Below are 21,893 nucleotides of genomic sequence, written 5' to 3'. Positions count from 1 at the left end.
GAATTATTTATCAATTTTCAAAGCCAAAAACACCGGGCTACCACGGCGTTGAATCAATACCGCAACCGATTTGCCGACGGGTAGATTTTTGACTATTTTATCAAACTCGCTCACATTGCGGATGACATTATTCTGGATACGCAAAATCACGTCGCCGGGTTGTACGCCTGCATCAGCGGCACTGCCTGTTTCAACATCCTGCACTAACACGCCATTTTTGACATTTTCCAAGGATTCACGCTGTTCGTCGGTTATATCGGTAACATGTATGCCTAACTTATTGCGGGGTTTGGATTCGGTTTTATTCAAAGGTGCTTTCTGTTCCTCATCCGGCAATAGGCCTATTTTGAAGTCGATAGTTTCGGTGTCACCTTGCCTGATTATGGTTAGTTTAGCGTTGTCATTAATCGGTGTCATGCCGACCATAGGCGGTAAGTCTGCTGATTTTTCAATGGTCTGGCCGTTGAATTCAGTAATGATGTCGCCAATTTGTAATCCGGCTTTTTCTGCGGGACTGTTCGGAATGATTTTCGAAACCAATGCACCTTGCGGTTTCTTCATTCCAAAAGACTCGGCCAGTTGACGGGTCACATCTTGAATTTGTACGCCCAACCAGCCGTGAGAGGCTTTGCCGCTGGTTTTGATTTGTTGGACGACATTCATCACCACATCCATTGGAATGGCAAATGACAAGCCCATGAAGCCTCCGGTGCGGCTATAGATTTGTGAATTAATGCCAACGACTTTGCCGTCCATATTAAATAAAGGGCCGCCTGAATTGCCTGGGTTGATGGCCACGTCGGTTTGGATAAACGGGACATAATTTCCGCCAGGCAGGCTGCGCCCCTTGGCGCTGACAATACCCGCAGTAACCGATTGCTCAAACCCGAATGGCGATCCGATAGCCAACACCCATTCGCCTACTTTCAGGTCATTGGGGGAACCAATGTTGACGACAGGCAAACCGGATGCTTGAACCTTTAACAACGCGATGTCAGTACGGGCATCTGAACCAATAAGTTTGGCAACCAACTCACGCCGGTCAGTCAGCTTGACGACGATCTCATCGGCATCTTTGACGACATGGTGGTTAGTTAGGATATAGCCGTCTTGGGAAATGATAAAACCCGAACCGAGCGACTGGGTCTCTTCCGAACCACCGTATCCGCCGCCATTAGGGTCATTGAAAAAATGCTTGAACAATTCTTCCATTTCGGGAGGCAACCCTTCGGGCAATTGTTGGTTTTTTGGCAATCCTTTAACCATTGGCTTGGCTTTTTGCGTGGTGCTGATATTAACTACTGCCACACCATTGGTTTTCACCATTTCAGTAAAATCCGGCAACTGGGCAAAGCCTGCCTGACTAACCAAGAACATTAAAAAAACACAGCACATTGCCTTTTTGAGCATAAAACCTCCATTACATCCTAGTAGTCAACGGTATTTTAAAGAATAGTACAAATTTATGGACAACCCTAACATCTTTCAAGGCGCTTTGAAAAGCGCAATAGCCTCGGCGACAAGGTAAGTCGAATCTTTAGTTTTGGGGAAAATAATAAAGTTAGTTGGATAGATTCAAGGGGCTGGATGCCGCAATTTAACGCCTTCGGCAATAAATTTGACTGTGGATGCAGGCACTTCCCCAAGTACAGTAAGTTGGGAATCCGCCAGGATACGGATCATGGAGTTGATGGCGCCCACCGAATGTATTCCTTCAGGAAGCGGCGAATCCCGTGTGGAATCGGCCTTTTTGGTTTCTAGGTAAACGGAAACCGATGCAAAGCCGTCACTTAACAGCACATGGTCGACAGGTTGGTCAGATTGATGCAAGGGTTTACGGCTAAAAAATATTTGCTTGAAGCCTGGGGGGAGGGCGGTCACCTCAAACGCAGCCTGGTTTGATGAATCTGATGAAGCTGGGGTTCCGTCGTTTGATGGTGTTGTGGGTTCAGCTAAGGTGGTTTCGGTAGCTTGATCTGCTGGCTTGTTGTTCACCTGCATTTCGGTAAATACGACTTGTTCTAAAACAATTCCAGAAAGGTCGTAAACAGCCGCTTTCATAGGTAAAAAATGTTCTTTTGCGATCCATATTTTTCGGATGTAGCGGAAATCATCCTTTGGCTTTATGTTGACAACAAATGAGGGCATCATTGCTACATCTTCCTCACCTATGACCTCAAAATCATAACTGGTATCCAGTGCGTCCAGATTTTTTGGGACATCGACGATGAATGAATGCTCGTAAGGCCGATGTTCAACAATCACTTGCCTCGTCAATTTATACAGGCATTTTATCTCATCGGAGTTTCTCACGATTTCACGCGGCGGTGAATTCAGCGATACCAAGCGCTCTTGGCCCTTATCTTTTGCCTTGGTATGGAAGTATTTCATTGCTTCCAGCTTGTCATTTTTCAAAAATACGACGGTGCCCTGGTAGTCGGACAGTTCCATCGCCTTTGTCATTTTTTGCAGGATTTGTTTGGCAGTTAACGGGTTTTCAACGGCGGTGGCTGTTCCCATTACCACACACAAGAGGGCAAACAGAAATTGCACCACGTTTATTCTCGACCGTAAGCAGCCACTTTGGCATAGGGATGAAAATTCGCCTCGCCGTTGGTGTAAACACTGTTGTTGTGTGCTTGCAAATAATCATTGAATTGGGCGGAGAGGGGGGGGCTTTTGCGTTGCTTTGCAGGGTTGGATTGGGCTAATGCAGTCGGTAATGATTGTTGAGGTACAGCGGATGCGGAGACGGTTTCAAATGTATTGCGGCTTGGTTTCTCGCGGAGGCCTTGCCCTACTAACACCGCAGCGACTAAGGATGACGCGGCGACGGCATAGAGTTTTCGTCTTGAAGTCTTGTCTTGCAGGGGGGGTGTCAGGTTTTGGGGTTTTAACTGCGGGAGCAAATAGGCGGGTTCTTGCTGGATCGCTTGAAAAATCTTATGGGAAAAGTCGGTGCTGACTTGATAATACTGATCGGTTTTTAAAGCTTGGCTAATGGCGTGGTAACGGCTCATTTTATGCTTTAACGCGTCATCAGATTGCATTTTTTTCAGCAAATCCAGGGTTTCAACATGACCCAGGTCGCCGTCCACAAGCCTGGAAATATTTTGATTGATTTCATCGTACATCGAACATCACCACTAATCGAGCAAAGGGTTTAATTTACTGTCTATCGCCTCGCGCGCCCTGAATATGCGCGACCGAACCGTTCCTACCGGGCAATCCATCGCCTCTGCAATTTCTTCATAACTCATGCCTTCAAATTCCCGCAACATAATAGCCACCCGCATCTCTTCCGGCAAATGTTCTATGGCTGACTGGATGGTTTTTATTATTTCCTCACTCAGCAATTGCCGCTCAGGCGTATCCAGCCCTTGTAATTGCGGTGCATTTTCGATGGCTTCTGCGTCTTGTACATCCACCTGATAATCGGAATTCCTCCGTGACCGCGAAACCAAATAGTTTTTTGCCGTGTTGATTGCAATACGGTACAGCCAAGTGTAGAAGGCAGAATCGCCACGAAAGCTTCCTAGTGCCTTGTATGCCTTTATAAAGGCTTCTTGGGCGACATCCTGGGCTTCGCTGTGATCCTTAACATAACGGTTAACCAATTGGATAATCTTATGCTGATAACGGATCACCAAAATATCGTAAGCTGATTTGTCGCCCTGCTGAACCCGCGACACCAGTTCTTCGTCTAATAGCTCGATGTTTCTGGTATGATCGTTCACTAAGGCTTTCAACTATGTATTAAGACAGGAATGAAGGGTAAAAGTTCTCAACCAGAAAAAATTGCTATCATTAAAAAAAAGGCTATTATCCACAAACCAAGCCCGGTAGGCGAATTTGTTTAATAAACATAGCTGACCGCCGACTTATTTTTACATAATTAGAAATCCTTCAACCAGGGAAAGGGTATGCGTTACGACATTTATGATGTTCTCATTATCGGTAGCGGCGCCGCCGGACTCAGTTTAGCCCTTAAATTAGCGGATCAGTCGGTACATGTTGCGGTATTGTCAAAATTCGCCCTAACCGAAGGCAGCACATTCTATGCGCAAGGGGGCATATCGGCTGTGTTTGACAGGGGTGACTCCATTGAGTCCCATATTGAAGACACCCTTAATGCAGGTGCAGGGCTTTGTGACCCTGAAATCGTAAGGCTTGCAGTCACCTACGGGAAAAATTCAATCAACTGGTTGCGCGAACAAGGTGTCGCCTTTACTGAAGAAACCAAGACAAATGGGGAGACCAAGTTACATTTGACAAAGGAGGGCGGGCATTCGCACCGGCGCGTAGTCCATGCTGGCGATGCGACCGGCAAAGCCGTCTCCCTTTCACTGATCGACCGGGCCAAAGAACACCCAAACATAAGCTTATGCGAACATAATAATGTTGTTGAATTGATTACGGAGAAAACGCCAGGAAGCTTTGCCAAGCGAGTTATCGGTGCTTATGTGCTGGACATCAAAAAAAGTCATGTAAAAACCATTGCCGCCCGCGTCGTCGTTTTGGCGACAGGTGGGGCCAACAAGGTTTATCAGTACAGCACGAATCCTCAAAGCGCCACGGGTGACGGTATTGCTTTAGCCTGGCGGGCCGGATGTCGGGTCAGCAATATGGAGTTTATGCAGTTTCATCCAACCAGCCTTTATCATCCTAATGCGGGTTCTTTCCTGATTAGTGAAGCGGTACGGGGCGAAGGCGGCAAATTGGTGTTGCCGGATGGTTCGTCGTTTATGCAGCATTACGATCCGCGCGGGGAGCTTGCGCCACGGGACATCGTCGCCCGCGCCATCGACCACGAAATCAAAAAACGCGGGATAGACTGTGTTTACCTCGACATCAGCCACAAGCCGACATCGTTCGTACGTGAACATTTTCCCACGATTTACGAACAGTGCCTGAAATATGACATAGATATCACTAAACAACCCATCCCCGTCGTTCCTGCCGCACATTACACTTGCGGCGGCGTCAAGACAGACAGTTATGCGCGCACAGACATCAATAACCTGTACGCAATCGGCGAGGTTGCCAGTACGGGTTTGCATGGCGCTAACCGTATGGCGAGCAATTCGTTATTGGAATGCCTAGTGTTCGCCGACCGCGCCAACATAGCTATATTGAAAACGCTGGCCGATATTCCTGCGCCGCCAGCTATCCGCGATTGGGATGAATCGCAAGTCAGTGATTCCGACGAGGAGGTCGTAGTTTCCCACAATTGGGACGAGCTGCGACGCTTTATGTGGGATTATGTCGGTATCGTCCGGTCCAGCAAGCGATTGTACCGGGCCATGAGCCGTGTAGAATTGCTCAAGCGTGAAATCGCAGAATATTATGGAAATTTCAGGGTGACCAGTGACTTGCTGGAATTGCGCAATCTTGTGATTGTTGCGGAATTAATCATCCGTTGCGCCCAATTACGTAAAGAGAGCCGAGGCTTGCATTATACTTTGGATTATCCTGAAACGGATAACAGTAAGCCACCCCAAAATTCGATCCTGACTCCTTAGGGCATCTTGGCCTTGCGCTTCAACACGTTATCGAAATAATGGGGCAATCGGTTAGGCCGCTCATAGCCTATTGCTGATGTAGTTCCAGCAGATTCTCAACTTTCTGGGCTGCTGATTCACAATCGGCTACAGAATTTTCCACATGATGGAGCAAGATAAAGCTTTTGCTCAGGCCGTCTATATCGCGCGAAGCATACTCGTTAAGATAACTGCAATTTTTCTCCATAAGCTGTTCTGCACTAATGATAGGCTCATGTTGCCGGGGATCGGAGCCATCGGACTGTAACACCATGACTTCGCTGGTCATCCTGTTTTGTAACCGAAATGCCGCCTCAACCCGTTGTTCAAAATCCTCGCGTAACTGCCTGTCAGGGCCGTAACGTAATACAGGGAAAGACGCACAACCGTGTAACAAGCTAGCAATAGTAATGGCGACTATTGTTGAAAACCTGGGTATTAGCACCTTTTACGATCCTTAATCATTTACGGCGTATTATGAGGGGCAATAAGTTACTTGCCAATATCTGGTTGGCGAATGCCTTATAAAAGCTTTGCCATTGTCACACGAACGGTAGGTTGCTGACAAAATAAGCGTGAATTTACTGCGTAAGGTATAGTCTTGATGCCGAACATTGATCGCTTCTTGTTTTCTTGACGGTTTCAACAGGGCCTTAATAAGCAAGAAATCTATTCCTTAGTTTTTATCAATACGCCATTCTGGGTGTATACTTTTGCCATGCTTCATACCTATAAAACTTAACAAAATGAGGTCAGATTGATGGCTGAAAAAACGGTAAGCAAATACCTGTCCAACCTAGAGAAGACGTTTGCCAAGGACAACCCGGTATTGCTAAATGCGGCGAAAGTGTTTCACCAGCTTGATCAAATCGAATATGACTTAGGCTTGATTGACAATGAAGAAACCACTGCCAGCAAGTATTCATGGTGGCCCATCGTTAGCCTGATAGGCGGTAATTCCACCGCAAAATCCCGCTTTATCAATAGCTATTTGGGTACGGAGCAATTACTTTCCGGCATTCAGGCTTCCAGCCATAAATTCACTGCGCTCCTGTATAACAACCAGTCTACACCGGCAACCTTGCCCGGAACGGCGCTTGATGTTGACCATAGATACCCGTTCTACCAGATTAGCCAGAAAATAGAGCAACAACAGAAAGATGAAGGTAAGCGCATCAATGCCTACCTGGAGCTGAAAACCATTCATAGCGAACGCTTGAAAGGCAAGTTGTTTATTGATGCGCCGAACGTAAGCGCGACATCCGCCGCTCCGATCATGTCTATGCTGACTACCCACACCATCGAAAACTCAGATTTGGTCCTGGTGTTTTGTGATGTTTTCGAAGCATCGTCATCCATGATGAATGAACTGATCCGGCAAATCTCGGTACACCAAGACACCAATAAATTTATTTACTTGATTGACGCCCCGGCCGCTACGTTTTACCCCACCAAAAGCAGTGAGATCATTTCTTCCTGGCAGCGGCGGTTGGCGGATCTGGGGCTTAATACGGGGCAATTTATCCTCTTGCCCAACCAGGAGCACAGTGCGAACGCACAAAACCCGCCGCAATTTATCGAAATTGACCAGCGCTTGGCTAATGTGGAACATGACCGATCCTACCGTATCTTGAATGTTTTGGAAAAAAGCATCCATGACATTGAAAATGTCATCATTCCCGAAATCAAGGACGGCATTGCAACCTGGAAAGAACGGATTAATTTAACCAGTTTGCTAATCCTTGGCGGCATTGCGGCACTCGCAGTGTTCCTAGAATTACAGCTTGGTATCGTTATTGACTTGTTGTTTGATCCCATCACTGGCCCCATCATTATCCTGGTCATTATCTCTGTCATGGTGCCTTTGCACTTGATTAACGCGAAATTGCAGTCCAAATTCATCATGAACCGCTTAAACGACCGCCGCAAAGACCTGCATTTGATGGAAAACTTGGGTGAATTTTTTGAGCTGAATTTGACGTTTTCACGGATGTTATTCAATTTCTCGGAACCTGCTGGCTGGAACAAAAAAGTCAGGACGCGATTGGCGCAACTCTCAGACAAAACTAAAGATTTAGTGCAATCGTTGAATGACAGTTTCAGCACTTATAATGACCGTGATTCAGATGCTCCCGATTAGCCACTGATGGCCGTTTATTTACTGACCACTATCTAAACGATTATGGACATTCTAAAAGAATACTTAGCGGTATGCTGGTTACAGAATGATCCCCTGGAACTGCCAAGATCGCCGAGTCTATTTAAAAACAGCTTGCTCCTATACTTTGTTATTGGCTATTTGCTGCAAGCTAATATGATCGATGATCCGTTAGAAGCATTTTATGAAATTACCCTGCAGATCCTATTGATGCTGATGTTTCTAGGCATCTTGCTGTTGCTGAACAAAGCCCTTTATGTCTATATTCAAGTCACCACCGCATTCTTGTTCAGTGCGAATATTATTTCGGTTTTTGTCATTCCTGTTATGGTGTGGTTGACTGTTACCGAAGATGTCTATAGTTACTATCTGTTTTCTCTATTGTTAGCCTGGTACTTCGCAATCGTTTCTTACATTATCAAACATACGTTGGATGTCAATGTCGCGGCCAGCATGGTTTTAGCCTTATTTTATTTCATAGCCACTTATTTGAGTGCTTTTGCGATTGGGCAATTGATATAAGTAAGGCCGGATTAGGCATGCAAACCTTTTCTGATTACTTTCTTGAGCGGCTTAATCCGATCTTCCATGCAATGCGTTAAATCACAGTATGCGATAGAGGACTCAATAAAGAAGTCGCGCTTTATCGGTGTCTTGATCCCTTGTCTGAGCGAGTCAGCCGTCGTTGATAGCCTTCGTCAGTTGCGAATTTCCCATCCCAGTGCGTCCCATATCGCCTTTGCTTACCGTATCAAAACCCATAATGGTTTTATCAGTCGGTTTAATGATGCAGGCGAACCCAGCGGCACCGCAGGAAAGCCAATTTTTCAGCATTTGGAGGGCAAAGACTTGATTAATGCCTTGTTGGCTGTCATCCGATATTTCGGTGGCATCAAGCTGGGGGCAGGGGGATTAACCCGTGCTTATGGAAATACCGCCAAGCGGGTGATTGAAATAGCTGAGCTATATCCTTACATTGAGGTTGCTGAAAGAAAGCTGACCTTGGATTACAAGCAAATGCAGCTTTTAGAGCACCTATTGAAAAAGCTGGACGGTGAAATAATCGGTCAAGATTTTGCCGAGCAGGTCCATCTAACCGTTCAGTTGCCGAGAGATAACCTTACGGCATTATTGGAGGCCTTTGGAGGATTGCATTAGACTATAGATTCGGCCTTTTAATGTCTGGACCGTTCGTGCTGAGCTTGTCGAAGCACACACCGCCTTTCGACAGGCTCAAGGCGAACGGAAACTTAATACTTCACAAGGCCGAATCAATAAAATTACGCTTTTTCAAAAAAGCTTTTGTACGTCACGAACATAAACGTCGATGTCAGGACATATAAAATTGGGGTCAACCAAGGCGTAATTTCGGTACACAAAATGGCTTCAAACACCAGAAATAACAAGGTTTTGTAGTACGCTTCCTTTTGTGTTGAACACTCATGCCGACCTGCTTCTTTGGCCTGGCTCCAACTGTAATCCTTGAACAACATCAAGGGGTAACTATACCAACTGGCGAATGTTGCGAGCATCAGCAAGGTGAAAATCAAGGTAATGTTGGCATAACCGTACAACCAGATGGCCAATTCTCGGCTGTCCCTGCCTCTAAGGTTTGCGGAGGTGTATTGCCAGTCAAAGAAAAAGTAGCTGATCATGTCGACCTGACCGTTGAGGATGTTGGCAAGGGCCGAAAATATAAACCAGCACAGCATGATCATGCCGCCCAAGATAATGGCCAAAGGCAAGCTTTTTTTGATGGCCCAGATCAACCCGACGGCGCCAGATTCTGCATGTTTCAAGTCACAGTATTTGGCTACGCCGACGCCGACAAACAGGCAAACGACGGCAGAAAAAATCCCCAGCGCGTAAGATACCCTGCCAACACACAATATTGCCGCCACTAACAGGGAGTAACCTATCCAAACCCAGGGGTCGCGGCGGATAAATAATAAGGATTTCCGCAACCAATCGCTGAACTTGATTTTTCTGTCGTAAATACTCATGAAGTGATCCTGTTGATTCCGACGGCTTTGCGTAATTCCCGGATGAACGGGCTGCTGATTGCACGGGCTTTTTTCGCACCTTCTTGCAGTTGTTCTTCGATATGGTCCGGTTTTTCCATCAGTGCGTCATACCTTTCCCGTGCCGGGGCAATTTGTCCGTTGATATGCTCAAACAAGATGCGTTTCATTTCGCCCCAGCCGATACCTTCGGCATAGCGCTGCCGAATTTGCGCCACTTCATCCGCCGTTGCAAAGGATTGGTAGATGCTGAATAAAGTGCACCCCTCGGTTTCTTTAGGCTCACCGGGCTCTAAAGAATTGGTCTTGATTTTGTTGATGAGCTTTTTCAGCTTATTTTCCGGTTCAAACAAGGGTATTGTATTATTGTAACTCTTACTCATTTTGCGCCCATCAAGTCCCGATAAAGTCGCACCATTCTCGTCAAGTACCGCTTCGGGCAAGGCAAAATACTCACCATAAATATGGTTGAATCGCCCCGCAATATCCCTCGCCATCTCAATATGTTGGACTTGATCCCTGCCGACAGGGACTTTGTTGGCATTGAACATCAGGATGTCGGCCGCCATCAGGATCGGGTAGCTGAACAAGCCCATCGTAATACCTTTGTCGGGATCTTGCTCGCCGCCTTGTTCATTGTCGGCGACGGCGGCTTTATAGGCATGGGCGCGGTTCATCAAGCCTTTGGCGGTCACGCAGGTAAGCATCCAAGTCAATTCCAGAATCTCGGGTACATCTGATTGACGGTAAAATACCGCATTATCTGTGTCCAAGCCTAAGGCTAGCCACGTTGCGGCAATTTCAAGGCTGGAACGCTTGACCCGTTCCGGCTCCTGGCACTTAATTAAAGAATGGTAGTCAGCCAGGAAATAGAATGGCTTGGCGTTTTGGTTTTTACTGGCAGCGATGGCGGGCCTGATAGCGCCGACATAATTCCCCAAGTGTGGCGTTCCGGTGGTAGTGATACCGGTAAGTATAATGGCTTTGTCCATAAGTTAAATTAGTTATTGTTATGTTCCTATTATTTTACCAGCCAATCGGATAGCTGCCGTAAATTGATTGAAATAAGGATTGAAATCCAGTTTAACAGCTTATTTGTGGGTGTCTATTCCTGGGCAAAACCAGGACCTGGAGACGGCAAAACCCTGGGCTTTCTTTTAAAGTTCAGATTATTTCTGGATAATCCTGCAAAAGCCGTTGCCTAAAGGTTTCGACGGCCTGTTCATTGCCGCGTTCATTTCGGGGTATTCCTACCGTGGATTCGGCAATAATCTTCATTGGGGCTGGAGACAAAAATACAATGCGGTCTGCTAGCGCAATCGCTTCCCGCAAATCATGGGTAACAAATAAGACGGTGTGAGGCCGCTGTTGCCATAAATTTATCAAGAGATGCCCAACCTGCCTTGCGGTCGCTGCATCCAGGGACACGAACGGTTCGTCCATCAACAGTACGTCAGGATTGATCGCAAAAGCCCGGATAATCGCCACCCTGCGGCTCATGCCCAGGGACAGCCGTTCCGGGTAAACGTGCTGAAATGGGGTAAGTTGCATCGCGTCCAATAAGGCATCAATATTATTGGAGGATGGCTTCTGTGCAATGGCCAGTTCAATGTTTTCCCTGACCGTACGCCAAGGCAACAACCGTGGATTTTGGAAGACATAGCCAATCTTGGGCGGTTTTTCTTGTTGCCCGAAGCCGATGTGCCCTTCATAATCATTATCGAGTTCGGCAATGATGTTCAGTAATGAAGTCTTTCCACAGCCGGATGGGCCGACCAAACAGACAAATTCACCTGAGTTGACGGCCAATTGGAAATCAGCCATGACTAAATGATTGTCGGCTTTGCCTTTTGCCGGGTACAGTTTTCTTTTAATGTCAATTGCGATCATCGTCTGTCAACGCCGCCAACGTTGCGCTTTTATGTCCAAGGGCTTTAAGACGAGCCATTCAATCAGTTGGATCACGGCGACAAAGGCAATGGTATAAGCTAAAATACTTGCTACATCAAATAGTTGAAAGAATAGGTGCAATTGGTAGCCCATGCCGTTACTGCGTCCCAGGAGTTCGACGACCAGGATGATTTTCCAGACCAACGCGAGACCTGAGCGGGTTGCACCCATGACATAAGGATATAATTGCGGCCAGACGACATGCAGCAAGGTTTTTTTTCTGCCGTAGCGGTAACAATGCGCCATTTCCAGTAAATCTTGATCCAGGTTGCGGGCGCCTTCGCGGACGGTGACAACCACATTGGGCAATTTGTTGATGACCACTGCCAAAATCGCTGCCACTTCAGTCAGGCCAAACCAGACATAACACAAAATGACGGTGACCAATGCCGGAATATTCAGGGAAACCACTAGCCAGTTGTCGAAGAAGCTGTCGAGTTTTTTGTTCCGTCCTAACGTAATGCCGATAGCGCAGCCCAGCAACATGGCAATGCTAAAGCTCACAATTAGCCTGAGCAATGTGACCCCCAAATGATAAGGGATTTGTCCGCTCAGGCAGCCTTGCCAAAAGACGCTGCCGACGACTAGGGGGGAAGGTAAGTTATTGCTGTTGAGGCAGGTCGCCAACACTTGCCACAACACCAACAATGCCAGTAATGATAGCACTGGCATAATTTTCCTCAATGTAGTCAGCACGATATTAATCTTGTGACCAGAATGTTCCCGGTTGCAGGTGCTCAGACTTTCCAGTGAGCAGATTGTTGCTTACCTTCCTCAACAAGGTATAAATCCGTTCTGCCGCTTGCTGTTCGGGCGCGCCCCATCGGGTAACTTCGCCTTCACAATATCGTTGGCGGAGTTTGGTTTGTGTGGCCATATCATCGGCTTGGATCAAGGGAATAATTTTTTTCCAATCGGGTTCCGATGCACATAACAACTGCTTGGCTTTTTTGCTGGCCTGGAAAAAGCTGTCCACCCCCTTTTTATGTCCCGTCGCCCAACTTTGCTTAAAGACATAACCCAATGCAGGGACGTTTTCCGGTATGCCTAAACCTTTTAATAGGCCTTTACCGTCAATCACCTGACGATAGCCTTGTGCTTCCAGCTTCGCGCCATAGTGCCAGTAATTAAGTGCTGCATCGACACGCCCTTGTTTAAGCTGTTCATTAATCAGCGGCGGGGCGCCAAATACTTTTTCAACTGAAGTGTTCAAGTCCAATTGCGCTTGTTGCGCTAATGTTTGCAACAACAACCAGTTTTTATCCAGTTCGCCTCCTGCGATCCCCAGTCGTTTCCCTTTAAGGTCCTTTATTGTGAGAATCGGGCTACTTTCCGGCACGATCAATGAGCCTGAGGTCGTTGAATACGGGTAAAAAGTGAAATCATTGCCTTCAGACCGGGCCTTAGATACCCAAATCCAGTCGGAAACGATGACATCCACCGCACCCGACTGTAAGGCTATCTTTCCGGCTTCGCTTGTGGCAATGGGATGGGTTTCTATGTTGAAGTCAAGGTTTTTGGCGTTGTCTTCGGTTTGCAAAACAGACAATTCCCACGCCAAAGTTCCCGTAGGCTGAACGCCAATTCGGATAGTCGTTTTATCTGACGCAAAACCGTTAGTCGCCAGAAGATAAAAGCCAAGTAATAAAACGTAAGTTTTCATGAGATGATTAATGTAAGGCACTCTAAATCCCCATTTTATCGACATATGCTCCCTTTAGTGAAAGGGTTTAGGCGATCAAAATACCGACGGGTTATTGATTAGGGTTTTCGATTAAAAATTGGTTTAATAATTCCTTATGCAGCTACCTTGAGTATTTCCAAAAACTAATTTAGGATTTGTAAAGGGTAAGCTATTCCCGCCCCGATAAAAACGGTACGAAACTCACTGCATCCAATTCTTCAACCTCATAGCCTTTTTCCGAGCGTATTACCCGTTGCAAGGCCTGTCTACCGCTTTCGCCGGTAGGGATCACCATGACACCGCCCATTGTCATTTGTTGTAGCAAGGTTTCGGGGATTTCGGGCGGTGCGGCACTGACCAGGATGCCATCAAAGGGTGCATACTCGGGCCAGCCCCAACCGCCGTCATTATGCAGATAGCTGACATTTTTGATTTTGAGTTCCCACAGGTTGTTTTTGGCTTTTTTTTGTAACGGGAGAATCCGTTCAACCGAGTACACATGATCCACTAATTGCGCGAGTATGGCCGTTTGGTAACCACAGCCCGTGCCGATTTCAAGTACCTTCGACAAATGTCCCGCTTTCAGCAACAGCTCCGTCATCCGTGCAACGATGTAAGGCTGGGAAATGGTCTGGTTATAACCGATAGGTAAGGGATTATCTTCATAGGCCCTGCTTGCCAAGGCCTCATCAACAAAGATGTGGCGCGGCGTACTGCGCATCACATCCAATACCTTATTACTGCGTATGCCTTGTTCGATCAAGCGGTTGACCATGCGGTCGCGGGTTCGCTGCGAGGTCATGCCTATCCCTTGCAGGCTTGGGTTCATACGTTTATCTCCTGGGGCAACCATGTTTTAATTTCGTTGATACGACTGTACCATGTCAAATCCAATTGTAGCGGAGTTACCGACACATAACCGGAACTGATGGCAAAAAAATCCGTTCCAGGCCCGGCATCCTGTTCCGCGCCCGGAGGGCCTACCCAATATAGCAGCCGTCCACGCGGGTCTTTGCCCGTAATGACGGGTTCCGATTTGTGCCGTTGACCTAGCCGAGTGGCTTGATAACCCTTCAAGTCCTTAATGGCAATATCCGGTACGTTGACGTTAAGGAGGGTATCTTTAGGCAAAGGCTTGGCGATCAATTGTTTTAAAATCGTGACTGCCACATGCGCGGCGGTCTCGAAATGTGTCACCTGTTCACCGCCTCCCGCCAACGAAATGGCCACCGCAGGCAAGCCCAAGAACCGTCCCTCCGTCGCGGCGGCGACTGTCCCTGAATACAGCACGTCATCGCCCAAGTTGCCGCCATGATTGATGCCGGCAAATACCATATCGGGTTCTTTCTCCAATAAGCCCGTAATCGCAAGATGCACACAATCCGTCGGCGTACCATCCACCTTAATGAAGCCGTTCTCGCCCACGGAAGCCCGAAGCGGCATTTCCAGGGTCAGCGAATTGCTGGCCGCACTGCGGTTTTTATCGGGCGCAACCACAGATATATCGGCATGTTGCCCTAATGCATTTGCCAGTGTAGACAGCCCTTCAGCCAAGTAGCCATCATCATTGCTCAACAAAATATACATTAACCATCGCCTGTTTGCAGAATCCGCTATAAAATCGATTAATAGTATCAACTTTGCACAACAAAACCAGCATTCGTGACAAAAAAGATCATCAACCCAAAAGACAGCGACTTGTTCAGGCAAACAATAGGTGATGTCCGCGCCGTAAAAAGCGACAAAGTTGTATTGACACAAGACAATCCTCCGCCCAAGCCTTATCCAAAACCCCGGCATCCTGACCTAAATGATGCCTGGCAGGACGCTATCGCGCCCGATATTGACGCTGTTGACCATGAGGAAATCCTTAGCTTTGCTGCACTTGGCGTACAAAATAGCGTCCTTGCAAAATTACGTAAGGGTTTTTTTGGAGTGCAAGCGGAAATCGACTTACATGGATTGAACAGACTAGCGGCAAAACAACAGTTTGTGCAATTTCTGCATGATGCTCTGGCACGGGGTTATCGTTGCGTCCATATTATCCACGGTAAAGGTTACCGCTCTTCCGATAACCATCCCGTCTTAAAAAACCACCTCAACCGATGGTTGAGGCAACATAAGGATGTGCTTGCCTTCTGTTCGACACCGCCAAGAAAAGGCGGTGCTGGTGCCGTTTATGTCTTGTTGAAATCATCAAAAGATCACCCGGATAAATACGATGAATAGAGCCCTGTTGTCATCTTTCGGAACTTATTGTTTTTGCTAACGCCTCCGCATAACCGATATACGTTCTTGGCGTTAACGCTAGCAAAGCCGTTTTAGCTTCTTCAGGAATGTCCAGTTTCTCGATAAACACCCGCAATTGTTCAGGCGTTATCCGCTGGCCTCGAGTCAGCTCCTTTAGCTTTTCATAAGGTTTTTCGATGCCATAACGACGCATCACGGTTTGGATGGGTTCTGCTAGGACTTCCCAGTTGGCGTTAAGGTCGGTTTCGATAGCTTCTGGATTAATCTGCAATTTTGAAATGCCTTTTAAGGTCGCCTGGATGGCAATGCTGGTATGGGCGATGCCGACACCGATATTGCGTAGTACGGTGGAATCGGTCAGGTCGCGTTGCCAGCGGGAAATAGGTAATTTCTCCGCCAGAAATGCGAACATCGCATTAGCCAAACCGAGATTGCCTTCGGAGTTTTCAAAATCTATCGGGTTGACCTTATGCGGCATGGTGGACGACCCCACTTCGCCCGCCACGGTTTTTTGCTTGAAATAACCCAAGGAGATGTAGCCCCAAACATCGCGGTCGAAATCCAGCAATATCGTATTGAAACGGGACAAGGCGTGAAAATATTCCGCCATGTAGTCATGCGGCTCGATCTGGATGGTGTAAGGGTTAAACTGCAAGCCTAGCGATTCGACAAATTGTTCGGCAAAATCCGGCCAATCGACTTCGGGATAAGCGATGCAATGGGCATTGTAATTGCCTACCGCACCATTGATTTTGCCCAACAATTGCACTTGTTCCAGTTGTTCTGCCTGACGAGATAAACGGACGACGGTATTGGCAAATTCCTTGCCGACGGTAGTTGGAGTTGCCGATTGTCCGTGGGTGCGCGACAGCATCGGCTGGTTCGCAAACTCCACGGCGCATTGCCGGATGGCTTCGATGCAGGCTTGCATTTGGGTGAGTATTACGTCCCGTCCTTCCTTCAACATCAGCGCATAGGACAGATTGTTGATGTCTTCCGAAGTGCAGGCAAAATGGATGAATTCGCTGACTTGTTCCAGCTCGGCTATGCCGGCAATTTTTTCTTTTAGGAAATACTCAACCGCCTTGACATCGTGGTTGGTGGTTCTTTCGATGTCCTTGATCCGCTGGGCATCGGGTTCGGCGAAATGGCTGACGATGTGTTCCAAGACCTGGTTGGCATTATCGCTAAATGCGTTGACTTCCACGATTTTGGGATGACTAGCCAAGGCTTGCAGCCAACGGATTTCGACCAACACACGGTAACGTATCAGGCCGAACTCGCTGAAAATGGGACGCAAGTCTTCCACCTTATTGGCGTAGCGACCGTCTATGGGGGAAATGGCGGTTAGGGTAAAATAGCTCATGGCTTTTCTTAATTTAAATAATTAGGTGTAAGTGTTCGTCCTGGATTCAATCACGCCGCCTCCGAGGCAAGTATCGCCCTGGTAAAATACCACGGATTGCCCCGGCGTTATCGCGCGCTGGGGTTCGTAGAAACTTACCTGACAACGATCTTCGCTTAACGGCTCCACGCGGCAGGGTTGGTCGGCCTGACGGTAACGGGTTTTTGCGGCACATTCGATAGCTTGCGTTAACGGCTTGTTATTGCACCAATCTAGACGGCTGGCTTCAAGGGAATCATGCAACATGAGGGGATGGTCATGGCCTTGCCCAACGATGAGGATATTGTTTTCCAGGTCTTTGTCGAGCACGTACCAAGGCTCATCCGGTGCGTCCTTAACGCCACCAATACCCAAGCCTTGGCGTTGCCCCAGGGTGTAATACATCAAGCCTTGGTGCTTGCCGATTAACTGGTCTTCCGGTGACCGCATTTCGCCGGGCTGGGCGGGTAAGTAGCGCTGCAAAAATTCCTTAAACTTACGTTCGCCTATAAAGCATATCCCCGTGCTGTCTTTTTTACGGCAATTATCAAACCCTGCTTGTTGAGCCAGTTGGCGGATTTCCTTTTTATGCAGATGGCCGATGGGGAATAAGGTGTGCGCCAGTTCGTATTGTTTAAGTGTGTACAGGAAATAACTTTGCTCCTTGTCAGGGTCTAGCCCTTTCAACAAGAAAAACTCACCGTCGTTTTCACTGACCCGCGCGTAATGTCCAGTAGCAATATATTCAGCACCCAAATCCTGGATAGCGTAATCCAGGAAAGCCTTAAACTTGACGTACTTGTTGCACAGGATGTCGGGGTTGGGCGTACGTCCGGCCTTGAATTCGGACAGGAACACTTCAAACACCTCATCCCAATACTCGGCGGCAAAATTGACTGTCTTTAATTCGATGCCGAGCTTGTCGCACACTTGTTGGGCATCGGCCAAGTCTTGCATGGCGGTACAGTATTCGGTGCCGTCGTCCTCTTCCCAATTTTTCATGAACAAGCCAGTCACTTGGTGGCCTTGCTCAAGTAATAATAAAGCCGTTACCGAGGAATCAACACCGCCCGACATCCCTACGATGATGTTCTTAGGCATGTTTCAAATCAATAAAAGTTTTCAGCAGAGACAACGGATAGCGTTGGCCGCTAAGGTATTCGTCAACTGCAATCGAAACCAAGGGACTACGTAAACGATGTTTCTGGTCGTGAATTTCCTCACGCGTTAACCAATGCGTCGCCACAATGCCTTCGTCTAGGGTATGGTTAGGGTCATGGCTATGGCATTGCCCCGAAAAGCAACATCTTAAGAAACTAGGGGCTTGTGAGTTTTTACGCCAAAGCTGGATAGATACGATCTGTTCAGGTTCAAATTGCCAACCGGTTTCTTCTAACGCTTCGCGTTTCACGGCATCGATCAGGCTTTCGTTTTCCTCAAGATGCCCAGCGGGTTGGTTGAATTGCAAGCCATTGGATGTATGTTCCTCGACCAGCAAAAATCGCCCATTGCGCTCAATGACAGCGGCAACCGTAACGTGTGGTTTCCACACCATTATTCTTTCCGACAAATTAAACGGATATTTTACAAGATTTATCTATGACTGATAGGCAAAGATTTGAACTAACCATCGTAATAATGTCCAACCAAACGATTTATATGAATTGAGTTATCGTCCATTCATGGTACTTTTGATTTTATTGTTATAATTAGGTTGAATTATGCCGATATCAGCATTATGTTAGTAGTGTGTAATTAATGACGAGATCCTATGGCTGAATTTGAGCCTTTTAAAGATGATGACCACGGCTTGGCCATACAAMCCGCCAAGCCGCAACTGAAAAAGCCACCTTTGTATAAGGTCATCTTGTTGAATGACGATTTCACGCCCATGGCATTTGTCATTGACATATTGATGCACTTTTTCGCTATGCCGGAAGATTTGGCAACGCGGGTCATGCTGCAAATTCATACCCAAGGCGTGGGCGTGTGCGGAACCTATACCAAGGACGTTGCCGAAACCAAAGTGTGTATCGTCAACGAATATTCGCGTGAACATCAACATCCGTTGCTCTGTTCAATGGAAGAAATGTAGTTTGGAGCGTGTATGTTAAGTAAAGAACTTGAAGTGACACTAAACAATGCCTTTAAAAATGCCCATGATAAGCGTCATGAATTTATCACGGTTGAGCATTTGTTGCTGGCTTTACTTGACAATGCGTCCGCAGGGGCTGTCATGATCGCCTGTGGTTGTGACATCAATGCATTGCGAGGGCAACTGACGCAATTTATTGACGAGACGATTTCCCTGATCCCTGATGGCGTACAACGCGACACCCAACCGACATTGGGTTTTCAGCGTGTGTTGCAAAGGGCGGTCTTTCACGTCCAGGCTTCTGATAAAAAAGAAGTGTCCGGTGCGAACTTGTTTGTCGCCTTGTTCAGTGAGCAAGATTCCCATGCAGTTTATTTGTTGAACAAACAGGACGTTTCCAGGTTGGATGTGGTCAATTACCTTGCCCATGGGATTTCCAAATTTGACCAGGACAGTGCTGCACCTGATGACTCAGCAGCAGACAGCAACCCGCAGGATGCAGAACTTGCGGGCAGCCCCTTAGAAAAATATACCGTAAACCTGAACGAAGAAGCCGTTAAAGGCAGGATTGATCCCTTAATTGGCAGGGATTTAGAGGTTGAGCGGACAATTCAGGTGCTTTGCCGTCGGCGTAAAAACAACCCATTATTGGTAGGTGAAGCCGGCGTTGGCAAAACCGCTATAGCGGAAGGCTTGGCAAAACGAATCGTCGAAGAAAATGTCCCTGAAATCTTGATGAACAATATCATTTATTCATTGGATTTAGGTGCGTTGGTTGCAGGTACCAAATACCGGGGAGATTTTGAAAAACGCTTGAAAGCGCTTATCAATCATCTCAAAAATAAGCCCGAAGCGATCCTCTTTATTGATGAAATCCATACCATTATCGGTGCCGGTTCAGCTTCCGGCGGCACAATGGACGCATCCAATTTGATTAAACCGATGCTGGCTTCCGGGCAATTGCGTTGTATTGGTTCCACCACTTATCAAGAATATCGGGGCGTGTTCGAAAAAGATCATGCGTTGACGAGACGATTCCAAAAAATAGACATCCTTGAGCCTTCGGTAGAAGATACCATATTGATTTTAAAGGGACTGAAATCACGCTTTGAGGAACATCATGATGTCAAATACACGACAGAAGCGCTACGTCTAGCGGCGGAATTGTCTGATCGTTACATCACTGACCGCCATTTGCCCGACAAAGCCATCGACGTGATTGATGAAGCGGGTGCGAAACAGCGTATGACTGCAGAAGCGCAGCGTAAATCCTTGATTGAAGCCGCCGAAATTGAGGAAATCGTCTCAAAAATTGCCAGGGTCCCAGCCAAGTCGGTTTCCACCAATGATATCGAAAAATTGGGCAATCTGGAGAAAAATCTCAAAATGCTGGTTTTTGGCCAGGACGAAGCCATTTCCGCTTTGGCTACCGCAATAAAGCTATCCCGTGCCGGACTTAGGGAATCCCAAAAAACTATTGGTTCATTTCTTTTTTCAGGCCCTACCGGCGTTGGAAAAACCGAAGTGACTCGGCAATTGGCGAAGGTATTAGGAATCGAACTGATCCGCTTTGATATGTCGGAATACATGGAGCGCCACACGGTCTCCAGGTTGATCGGCGCACCGCCGGGTTATGTTGGCTTTGACCAGGGCGGTTTGTTGACTGAACAAATCAGTAAACATCCACATGCCGTGTTGCTTTTGGACGAAATCGAGAAAGCCCATCCAGATGTCTTCAATCTGTTGTTGCAGGTGATGGATCATGGTTCATTGACGGACACGAATGGTCGAAAGGCGGATTTCCGTAACATTATTATGGTTATGACCACCAATGCTGGAGCCGAGGAAAGCAGCCGCGCATCCATTGGTTTTACCCACCAGGATCATGCTACCGACAGCATGAAAGTGATCGAAAAAGGCTTCTCGCCGGAGTTCCGTAACCGCTTGGATGCCATTATCCAGTTCAAACCGTTGGACATCTCTATTGTTGGTCACGTTGTCGATAAGTTTATCTTTGAATTGGAAGCTTTGCTTGCTGACAGACAAGTGACATTATCTCTGGATGCGGAGGCGCGGTTGTGGCTAGCTGAAAATGGCTGCGATCCAAAAATGGGGGCAAGGCCAATGGCGCGACTGATTCAAGAAAAGATAAAGAAGCCGCTTGCCAATGATTTATTGTTTGGAAAGTTGGCGCACGGCGGCAATGTCCGTGTGTACTTGGAAAACAACGAACTGCGCTTTGTGATCGAAAGTAAGGAATTGACGGTTTCTGAGAACAACTGAACGGGAATTTCGGCTAGAGTAAGCTAACCGAGAGCTTAGCGCATGCGAAACGAAATACGGCCTTTGGTTAAATCATAAGGAGTCATTTCTACTTTGACACTGTCACCCGTAAGAATGCGGATATAGTGCTTACGCATTTTCCCTGAAATATGGGCGGTAACAATATGCCCGTTTTCCAATTGCACACGAAACATGGTATTAGGTAAGGTATCAATTACCTTTCCTTCCATTTCAATTTGGTCTTCTTTTGCCATAAAGATTACTTAATAAATTAAAAAATCATTATACCATATCCTGCCTATCGTCAATAGCAAGCAGGTCCCTTTTATTCTTACCTTGCTTGTCAAGAACTTGCGGCGCAAAGTTGGTGCCAACTTCCCGTGTCCTGGTCTGTTGGCCCGCTGTGCAAAAAAAGGCCCCTGGGCTTGTGTCCCTTGGGGCCTTGGTCATATGGCGCTTGGCGATTCCCTACTTTCGCACGGCAAGCTGCCGCACTATCATCGGCGCTAGGCGGTTTCACTTCCGGGT

At 47.2% G+C, this 21,893-nt stretch carries 24 protein-coding genes; 7 read left to right on the top strand and 17 right to left on the bottom strand.

Annotated features, from left to right (window positions below; all coding sequences use genetic code 11):
- Positions 1-3: 3 nt before the first annotated feature.
- The 4 genes from MGMO_RS08395 to rpoE all read right to left on the bottom strand — a co-directional run bounded on the left by MGMO_RS08395 (position 4) and on the right by rpoE (position 3,737).
- A complete protein-coding gene (locus MGMO_RS08395) occupies positions 4-1,410 on the bottom strand; it encodes a DegQ family serine endoprotease (protein ID WP_023494621.1) in 1,407 nt (468 codons plus the stop codon).
- A gap of 165 nt (positions 1,411-1,575) precedes the next feature.
- Positions 1,576-2,520, bottom strand: coding sequence for a MucB/RseB C-terminal domain-containing protein (locus tag MGMO_RS08390; RefSeq protein WP_082458325.1), 945 nt, complete (start codon positions 2,518-2,520; stop codon positions 1,576-1,578).
- A 38-nt stretch (positions 2,521-2,558) separates the two neighbouring features.
- Positions 2,559-3,134: a sigma-E factor negative regulatory protein gene (locus MGMO_RS08385; RefSeq protein ID WP_023494619.1), complete on the bottom strand. Its 576-nt coding sequence runs from the start codon at positions 3,132-3,134 to the stop codon at positions 2,559-2,561.
- A 12-nt stretch (positions 3,135-3,146) separates the two neighbouring features.
- Entirely contained in the window at positions 3,147-3,737 is a 591-nt protein-coding gene (gene rpoE / locus MGMO_RS08380) for an RNA polymerase sigma factor RpoE (protein ID WP_023494618.1), read from the bottom strand.
- Between the two features lie 186 nt (positions 3,738-3,923).
- Between rpoE and nadB the strand changes: the two genes are divergently transcribed.
- On the top strand, positions 3,924-5,522 hold the full coding sequence (gene nadB / locus MGMO_RS08375) for an L-aspartate oxidase (RefSeq protein WP_023494617.1): 1,599 nt from the start codon (positions 3,924-3,926) through the stop codon (positions 5,520-5,522).
- A 67-nt stretch (positions 5,523-5,589) separates the two neighbouring features.
- Here the strand turns inward: nadB and MGMO_RS08370 are convergent, their stop codons facing one another.
- Positions 5,590-5,985, bottom strand: a complete 396-nt coding sequence (locus tag MGMO_RS08370) for a hypothetical protein (RefSeq protein WP_023494616.1) — start codon at positions 5,983-5,985, stop codon at positions 5,590-5,592.
- 315 nt (positions 5,986-6,300) lie between these two features.
- Here MGMO_RS08370 and MGMO_RS08365 point away from each other — a divergent pair, with 315 nt between their 5' ends.
- The 3 genes from MGMO_RS08365 to MGMO_RS08355 all read left to right on the top strand — a co-directional run bounded on the left by MGMO_RS08365 (position 6,301) and on the right by MGMO_RS08355 (position 8,856).
- Positions 6,301-7,680, top strand: coding sequence for a P-loop NTPase family protein (locus MGMO_RS08365; protein ID WP_023494615.1), 1,380 nt, complete (start codon positions 6,301-6,303; stop codon positions 7,678-7,680).
- 42 nt (positions 7,681-7,722) lie between these two features.
- The gene (locus MGMO_RS08360) at positions 7,723-8,220 is read left to right on the top strand and encodes a hypothetical protein (protein WP_023494614.1); all 498 of its coding nucleotides are present in this window, start codon (positions 7,723-7,725) and stop codon (positions 8,218-8,220) included.
- A gap of 66 nt (positions 8,221-8,286) precedes the next feature.
- The gene (locus MGMO_RS08355; RefSeq protein ID WP_023494613.1) at positions 8,287-8,856 is read left to right on the top strand and encodes an IMPACT family protein; all 570 of its coding nucleotides are present in this window, start codon (positions 8,287-8,289) and stop codon (positions 8,854-8,856) included.
- Between the two features lie 122 nt (positions 8,857-8,978).
- On the opposite strand, the gene MGMO_RS08350 is transcribed toward MGMO_RS08355, so the two are convergent.
- From MGMO_RS08350 to surE, 7 genes are all read right to left on the bottom strand, one after another.
- Complete coding sequence (locus tag MGMO_RS08350) at positions 8,979-9,701, bottom strand: hypothetical protein (RefSeq protein ID WP_023494612.1); 723 nt, start codon at positions 9,699-9,701, stop codon at positions 8,979-8,981.
- Positions 9,698-10,711: a tryptophan--tRNA ligase gene (locus MGMO_RS08345; RefSeq protein ID WP_023494611.1), complete on the bottom strand. Its 1,014-nt coding sequence runs from the start codon at positions 10,709-10,711 to the stop codon at positions 9,698-9,700. Before MGMO_RS08345 ends, MGMO_RS08350 begins: the two co-directional genes overlap by 4 nt.
- Before the next feature lie 172 nt (positions 10,712-10,883).
- Positions 10,884-11,609 carry an ABC transporter ATP-binding protein gene (locus MGMO_RS08340; protein ID WP_023494610.1) on the bottom strand — a complete coding sequence of 242 codons (726 nt, stop codon included), beginning with the start codon at positions 11,607-11,609 and terminating at the stop codon, positions 10,884-10,886.
- A 6-nt stretch (positions 11,610-11,615) separates the two neighbouring features.
- Positions 11,616-12,341 (bottom strand): ABC transporter permease, encoded by a 726-nt coding sequence (locus tag MGMO_RS08335; RefSeq protein ID WP_023494609.1) that lies wholly within the window; start codon positions 12,339-12,341, stop codon positions 11,616-11,618.
- Between the two features lie 28 nt (positions 12,342-12,369).
- Positions 12,370-13,332: an ABC transporter substrate-binding protein gene (locus MGMO_RS08330; RefSeq protein WP_036307308.1), complete on the bottom strand. Its 963-nt coding sequence runs from the start codon at positions 13,330-13,332 to the stop codon at positions 12,370-12,372.
- 190 nt (positions 13,333-13,522) lie between these two features.
- Positions 13,523-14,182: a protein-L-isoaspartate(D-aspartate) O-methyltransferase gene (locus tag MGMO_RS08325; RefSeq protein ID WP_023494607.1), complete on the bottom strand. Its 660-nt coding sequence runs from the start codon at positions 14,180-14,182 to the stop codon at positions 13,523-13,525.
- Positions 14,179-14,940 (bottom strand): 5'/3'-nucleotidase SurE, encoded by a 762-nt coding sequence (surE, locus tag MGMO_RS08320; RefSeq protein ID WP_023494606.1) that lies wholly within the window; start codon positions 14,938-14,940, stop codon positions 14,179-14,181. The genes MGMO_RS08325 and surE overlap by 4 nt, the downstream gene beginning before the upstream one ends.
- 75 nt (positions 14,941-15,015) lie before the next feature.
- Here surE and MGMO_RS08315 point away from each other — a divergent pair, with 75 nt between their 5' ends.
- Positions 15,016-15,582, top strand: a complete 567-nt coding sequence (locus tag MGMO_RS08315) for a Smr/MutS family protein (RefSeq protein WP_023494605.1) — start codon at positions 15,016-15,018, stop codon at positions 15,580-15,582.
- Between the two features lie 10 nt (positions 15,583-15,592).
- Here MGMO_RS08315 and purB read toward each other — a convergent pair whose 3' ends face one another.
- The 3 genes from purB to MGMO_RS08300 are packed head-to-tail and all read right to left on the bottom strand — an operon-like array spanning position 15,593 to position 18,542.
- Complete coding sequence (gene purB / locus MGMO_RS08310) at positions 15,593-16,969, bottom strand: adenylosuccinate lyase (RefSeq protein WP_023494604.1); 1,377 nt, start codon at positions 16,967-16,969, stop codon at positions 15,593-15,595.
- Between the two features lie 21 nt (positions 16,970-16,990).
- Positions 16,991-18,088: a tRNA 2-thiouridine(34) synthase MnmA gene (gene mnmA / locus MGMO_RS08305; protein ID WP_023494603.1), complete on the bottom strand. Its 1,098-nt coding sequence runs from the start codon at positions 18,086-18,088 to the stop codon at positions 16,991-16,993.
- Positions 18,081-18,542: an NUDIX hydrolase gene (locus tag MGMO_RS08300; protein ID WP_023494602.1), complete on the bottom strand. Its 462-nt coding sequence runs from the start codon at positions 18,540-18,542 to the stop codon at positions 18,081-18,083. Before MGMO_RS08300 ends, mnmA begins: the two co-directional genes overlap by 8 nt.
- Before the next feature lie 216 nt (positions 18,543-18,758).
- Between MGMO_RS08300 and clpS the strand changes: the two genes are divergently transcribed.
- Together clpS and clpA are read left to right on the top strand one after the other, a co-directional pair.
- Positions 18,759-19,082, top strand: coding sequence for an ATP-dependent Clp protease adapter ClpS (gene clpS, locus MGMO_RS08295; protein WP_023494601.1), 324 nt, complete (start codon positions 18,759-18,761; stop codon positions 19,080-19,082).
- A 12-nt stretch (positions 19,083-19,094) separates the two neighbouring features.
- A complete protein-coding gene (gene clpA, locus MGMO_RS08290; protein WP_023494600.1) occupies positions 19,095-21,365 on the top strand; it encodes an ATP-dependent Clp protease ATP-binding subunit ClpA in 2,271 nt (756 codons plus the stop codon).
- Between the two features lie 35 nt (positions 21,366-21,400).
- Here the strand turns inward: clpA and infA are convergent, their stop codons facing one another.
- Both infA and MGMO_RS20565 read right to left on the bottom strand, forming a co-directional pair.
- A complete protein-coding gene (gene infA, locus MGMO_RS08285) occupies positions 21,401-21,619 on the bottom strand; it encodes a translation initiation factor IF-1 (protein WP_023494599.1) in 219 nt (72 codons plus the stop codon).
- An 89-nt stretch (positions 21,620-21,708) separates the two neighbouring features.
- A partial coding sequence (locus tag MGMO_RS20565) for a hypothetical protein (protein ID WP_036307306.1) occupies positions 21,709-21,893 on the bottom strand: 185 nt, incomplete at its 5' end.

It is taken from the genome of Methyloglobulus morosus KoM1 (assembly GCF_000496735.2).
GTDB lineage: Bacteria > Pseudomonadota > Gammaproteobacteria > Methylococcales > Methylomonadaceae > Methyloglobulus > Methyloglobulus morosus.
The sequence above is the reverse complement of the archived record's forward strand: the minus strand, read 5'-3'. Positions and strand labels throughout refer to the sequence as shown.